Consider the following 4,168-nt stretch of genomic DNA (forward strand, 5'->3'; position numbering starts at 1 on the left):
CCGCTGGATGCAGCAGCCGGCCATCGCCCCCCTGGTGCGGGCGAGCGGGAACCGGACGGTCGCTGCTGACGGATGAGCAGATCCTGCGGGCGTTCCGCGCGCAGGGTCAGGCCGGCTACCACGCCTGCGGCACTGCCCGCATGGGCGATTTCAATGATGCGGTCCTGGATGCGCGGCTGCGGGTGAAGGGGGTATCGGGCCTGCGGGTGATGGACGGTTCCATCATGCCCACCATGGTGTCGGCCAATACCAACGGCCCGATCATGGCGGCGGCCTGGCGGGCGGCGGCGCTTATCCTTGAGGATGGCCGGGCGCGGCCGGAACGATAAGGGAAGCGGGAGGGGGGCTCAGTGCCCCCCTCAGCATATGGACATGCTACGGCAGGCCCCGCCCTGGTCCATCAGGTGCTGCATGAGATAGTCGGTATTCTGGCTGCGGATGCCGTCACGGATGGGCGTGATGACATCGACATCGGCGTGGAACACCGTGGCGCAGGCCATGAAGGTCAGTGACGCGACCGCGATGCCCAGGACCATGCCGGGCTGATGGGTCTTGCGGTCGGTCGGCTTGGCGCCCAGACGGGTTTTCATCGTCTTTTCCTCCCTGAATATTTGTTGTTGGGAGCCACCACGACCTGGCCCCAGATCTTTGGCTCGTCTTAAGCGGCCCAGCGCAGCGGCAGTTGCAGAACGCCGTTGACCGTGCCCGTCTGCTGTACCGCTGGCTTGGCCGGGTCGACCTCGAAGTCCGGGATACGCTTCAGCCATTCCTCCAGCAGGATGCGCATCTCCATCCGCGCGAGGTTGGCGCCGGCGCAGCGGTGCGGGCCCCAGCCGAAGATGCCGTTGGCGGCGGGGCGGCGGCTGAAATCCACCTCTTCGGCATGCGGAAACTGTTGTTCGTCCAGGCCATGCAGGCAGTTCGGCGCGACAATCAGGTCGCCGGCCCGCAGAAGGACTCCATCCAACTCGACGTCCCGCACCACCGTCCGGACGTTGTTCGCAACGCCATGCCGGCGCATCAGCTCCTCGACCGCGAACGAGATCTGCCGCGGGTTATCGATAATCCAGCGCCTGTGCTCCGGATGGTCCGCCAGGTAGTGCATGACGAAGGCCATCATCGACGCGACTGTGTCGAGACCGGCGAACAGCAACATGACGCTCACGCCCAGCACCTCGGCATGGGTCAGCGGTCGGCCGTCGATTTGGCTATGGATGATGGTGGACAGCAGGTCGTCGCCGGGCTCCGCGCGGCGCTTGGCGATCCATCGTTCCAGATAATCGATGATCTGCCGGAACGCGGCCTGCCGTTGCTCCGCCGTGGGGGACCGCGAGGAAGCGCGGGTCAGGGCATGCAGTTCTTCGCGGTCGTCGACCGGCAGGTCGACGATGGACAGGAAAATGGACAGCGGCATGACTAGGGAGAAGTCCGCGACGAACTCGCATCTTCCCCGCGGCAGAAGATCCTCGATGATCCGGATCGCCAGCTCCCGCGCCTGGACGCCATACCGCTGGACGGCGGCTGGACGCAGCGCCGGATCGATGAGCGCGCGAAATGCATTATGCTCCGCGCCATCCCGCTGGATTGGCAACATATCGATCAGGTACTTCTTCGGGGGGATGCCGACCTCCCGGTTCGAGAACATCTCCGACGTTCGGTAGATCATCTCGATCAGATCGCCGCTGGTGGCGATCCAATGCCCGCCATGGTGAGGTGTCCACAGCAGCTTGTGGGGACCGCGCAGCGCCATCCATGCTAAGTGAGCATTTTCTTCGGCGCCAGGCAGGTCAAAGATGTTCACGTCGATGAGCCGGTCATGCGGAACGTGAGCAGGCTTCTGGGACATCGTCATCTATTCCTTCCTCGCTGTGGCGCGCGTGGTCGTCAGATCATCTGCTTGAGGGCGAATTTCAGGACCTTGCCGGACGTGTTCATGGGCAGGGCGTCAACGAAGGTGACCGCGCGCGGCACCTTGTAGTTGGCAAGGTTCGCCTTGCTCCACGCGATGACCTCCACCTCGGTCAGGGTGGAGCTGGGGCTGCGGACGATGAAGGCGTGGCCCACCTCGCCCAGGCGGGCATCCGGCACGCCGACGATGGCGCAGGCGCGCAAGCCCGCCAGGTCGCCCATCTGGCGCTCGATTTCCGCCGGATAGACGTTGAAGCCGCCGACGATGTACATGTCCTTCAGCCGGTCGGTGATTTTCAGGTAGCCATCGGTGTCGAACACGCCGATGTCCCCACTGTGCAGCCAGCCGTCCGCGTCCAGGGCGGCGCGCGTCGCTTCCGGACTGTCCAGGTATTCGATCAACAGCTTGTCGTCGCGGATCAACACCTCGCCCGCTTGTCCGGCGGGCAACGGCCTACCGTTGGCATCGGCCACCCGGACCTCCGTGCCGGGGATGGCCTTGCCCACGGTGCCGGCCACGCGCTCGATGGGATCGCCTGGCAAGGTCTGGGTGGCGGAGCCGCAGCATTCCGTCATGCCGTAGCCGGTGGACACGATGGCGTTCGGAAGCTCCCGCCGCAGATTCCGCATCAGCTCCATGGGGATGGTGGTGCCGCCGGTGCTGAGGAAACGCAGGCTGCTGATGTTCCAGTCGGCGCGATTGGGATGGGACAGCACCTCCTGCCAGACGGTTGGCGGTGCCGCCATGACGCTGATGCGGTTGGTGGCGATAAGGTCCAGGACCGCGGCGCCGTCATAGGCCTCGGGCCAGTAGACGGTGGCGCCGGTCATCAGGCCCGACACCCAGCCCGCCTTGTAGGAGGCGTTGTGGGAGAAGGGGCCGAAGACGCAGTAGTGGTCGTCGGCCGTCATGCCGGTGATGCCGTGCCAGGCCCGTCCGCCGCCGAGTGATCGCTTGTGGTCGAACAGCGCCCCCTTGGCCTGCCCTGTGGTGCCGGAGGTGAACATGATGTCGGCGATGTCGCTGGGTGTGACCACGGCCGCTCTGGCCGCCAGATGCTCATCCGTCACGCCGGCCCCATCGGCCAGGAAGGCGTCCCATGCCCGTTCGCGCCCCGCCAGCTTGGCGGTGTCGGCCCTCAGCACGATGATGTCCCGCAGCCCCGGCATATCTTCCGTCCGCAGCATGTCGGGGTAGTGGCGCCCCAGGAAATCGCCGATGCTGACCAGCCGGCGGATGCCCGCGCGGCGGACGATGTCCGCGACCTCCCCCCCCTTGAGCCGGGTGTTCAGGGGCACGACAACGCCGCCGACGCGCTGGGCGCCGGCGGCGGCGGCCACCCATTCGGCCATGTTGGGCGCCCAGATCCCGACCCGGTCGCCCTGGGCCAAGCCGCCGCTGAGAAAAGATCTGGCGACCCTGTCAGCCAGGGCATCCAAGCCGGCGAAGCTGATTGACCCGTCCGTCCGGCTGACGAGCGCTGGCTTGCTTCCGTATTTGCGGGCGGCGGTCCTGAGCAGGGCGGGAATGGTGGTCATCAGGCGACGATCCTTGAAAGGGCGGAGTCACGGGGCGGTCAGGTGTGAGGGGGCATGGGGCAGGAAGACCGCCTTGACCTCGGTGAAGCCGTGCAAGCCCTCGATACCACCTTCGCGGCCCATGCCTGATTGCTTGAAGCCGCCATAGGGCAGGGTGTAGTCGATGACCCGCCCGTTTTGGCTGAAGTTGCCGGTACGCACGCGGCGGGCGATGGCATAGGCCCGGTCCGTGTCCTGGGTGAACACGCCACCGGACAGGCCATAGGGGCTGTCGTTGGCGATGGCGACCGCTTCATCCTCGCTGTCGTAGGCGATGATGCTGCCCACGGGGCCGAAGATTTCCTCCCGCGCCAGGGGCATGGAATTGTCCACCCCGGTGAACAGCGTCGGCGCGATGAACCAGCCGCGCTCCAAATGGGCGGGACGGGCGCCACCGGTCACCAGTGTGGCGCCATCGCTCCGCCCCTGGTCGATGAAGCTTTGCACGCGATCCAACTGCCGCTTGGCGACCAGGGGCCCCATCTGCGTGCCGGCGGTGTAGGGGTCGCCGACCTGGACGGCTTGGAAGGCGGCGGCCATGGCCTCGGTGATGTCGGTCAGGCGGTGGCGCGGCACCAGGATGCGGCTGTAGGCGGCGCATTGCTGGCCGCACAGGCCGATCAGCGTGGGCATGACACCGCCGAGGACGGTCTCGACAGGGGCGTCGTCCAGCACGATGGCG

General features: G+C 66.5%; 5 protein-coding genes. 1 reads left to right on the plus strand and 4 read right to left on the minus strand.

Translation table 11 applies throughout. The annotated features are described in order from the left end of the window. The coding region (locus tag I55_RS27885) for a GMC oxidoreductase (protein WP_044564003.1) at positions 1-329 on the plus strand (329 nt) is incomplete at its 5' end. A 30-nt stretch (positions 330-359) separates the two neighbouring features. On the opposite strand, the gene I55_RS27890 is transcribed toward I55_RS27885, so the two are convergent. The 4 genes from I55_RS27890 to I55_RS27905 form a co-directional block, all read right to left on the minus strand. Continuing rightward, entirely contained in the window at positions 360-590 is a 231-nt protein-coding gene (locus tag I55_RS27890) for a hypothetical protein (protein ID WP_044564004.1), read from the minus strand. Between the two features lie 68 nt (positions 591-658). Continuing rightward, positions 659-1,852, minus strand: coding sequence for a cytochrome P450 (locus I55_RS27895; RefSeq protein WP_044564005.1), 1,194 nt, complete (start codon positions 1,850-1,852; stop codon positions 659-661). A 32-nt stretch (positions 1,853-1,884) separates the two neighbouring features. Beyond that, positions 1,885-3,447 (minus strand): AMP-binding protein, encoded by a 1,563-nt coding sequence (locus I55_RS27900; RefSeq protein WP_044564006.1) that lies wholly within the window; start codon positions 3,445-3,447, stop codon positions 1,885-1,887. A 27-nt stretch (positions 3,448-3,474) separates the two neighbouring features. After that, positions 3,475-4,168: aldehyde dehydrogenase family protein (locus I55_RS27905; RefSeq protein WP_044564007.1), on the minus strand; the 694-nt coding region annotated here is incomplete at its 5' end.

Origin of the sequence: Azospirillum sp. B4 (assembly GCF_000333275.1) — a bacterium.
Taxonomy (GTDB): Bacteria; Pseudomonadota; Alphaproteobacteria; order Azospirillales; family Azospirillaceae; genus Nitrospirillum.

Bases quoted from the DNA above. Each gene is read 5' to 3' on its own strand.
- I55_RS27890 (WP_044564004.1), bottom strand. From the start codon at position 590: ATGAAAACCCGTCTGGGCGCCAAGCCGACCGACCGCAAGACCCATCAG.
- I55_RS27895 (WP_044564005.1), bottom strand. From the start codon at position 1,852: ATGACGATGTCCCAGAAGCCTGCTCACGTTCCGCATGACCGGCTCATC.
- I55_RS27900 (WP_044564006.1), bottom strand. From the start codon at position 3,447: ATGACCACCATTCCCGCCCTGCTCAGGACCGCCGCCCGCAAATACGGA.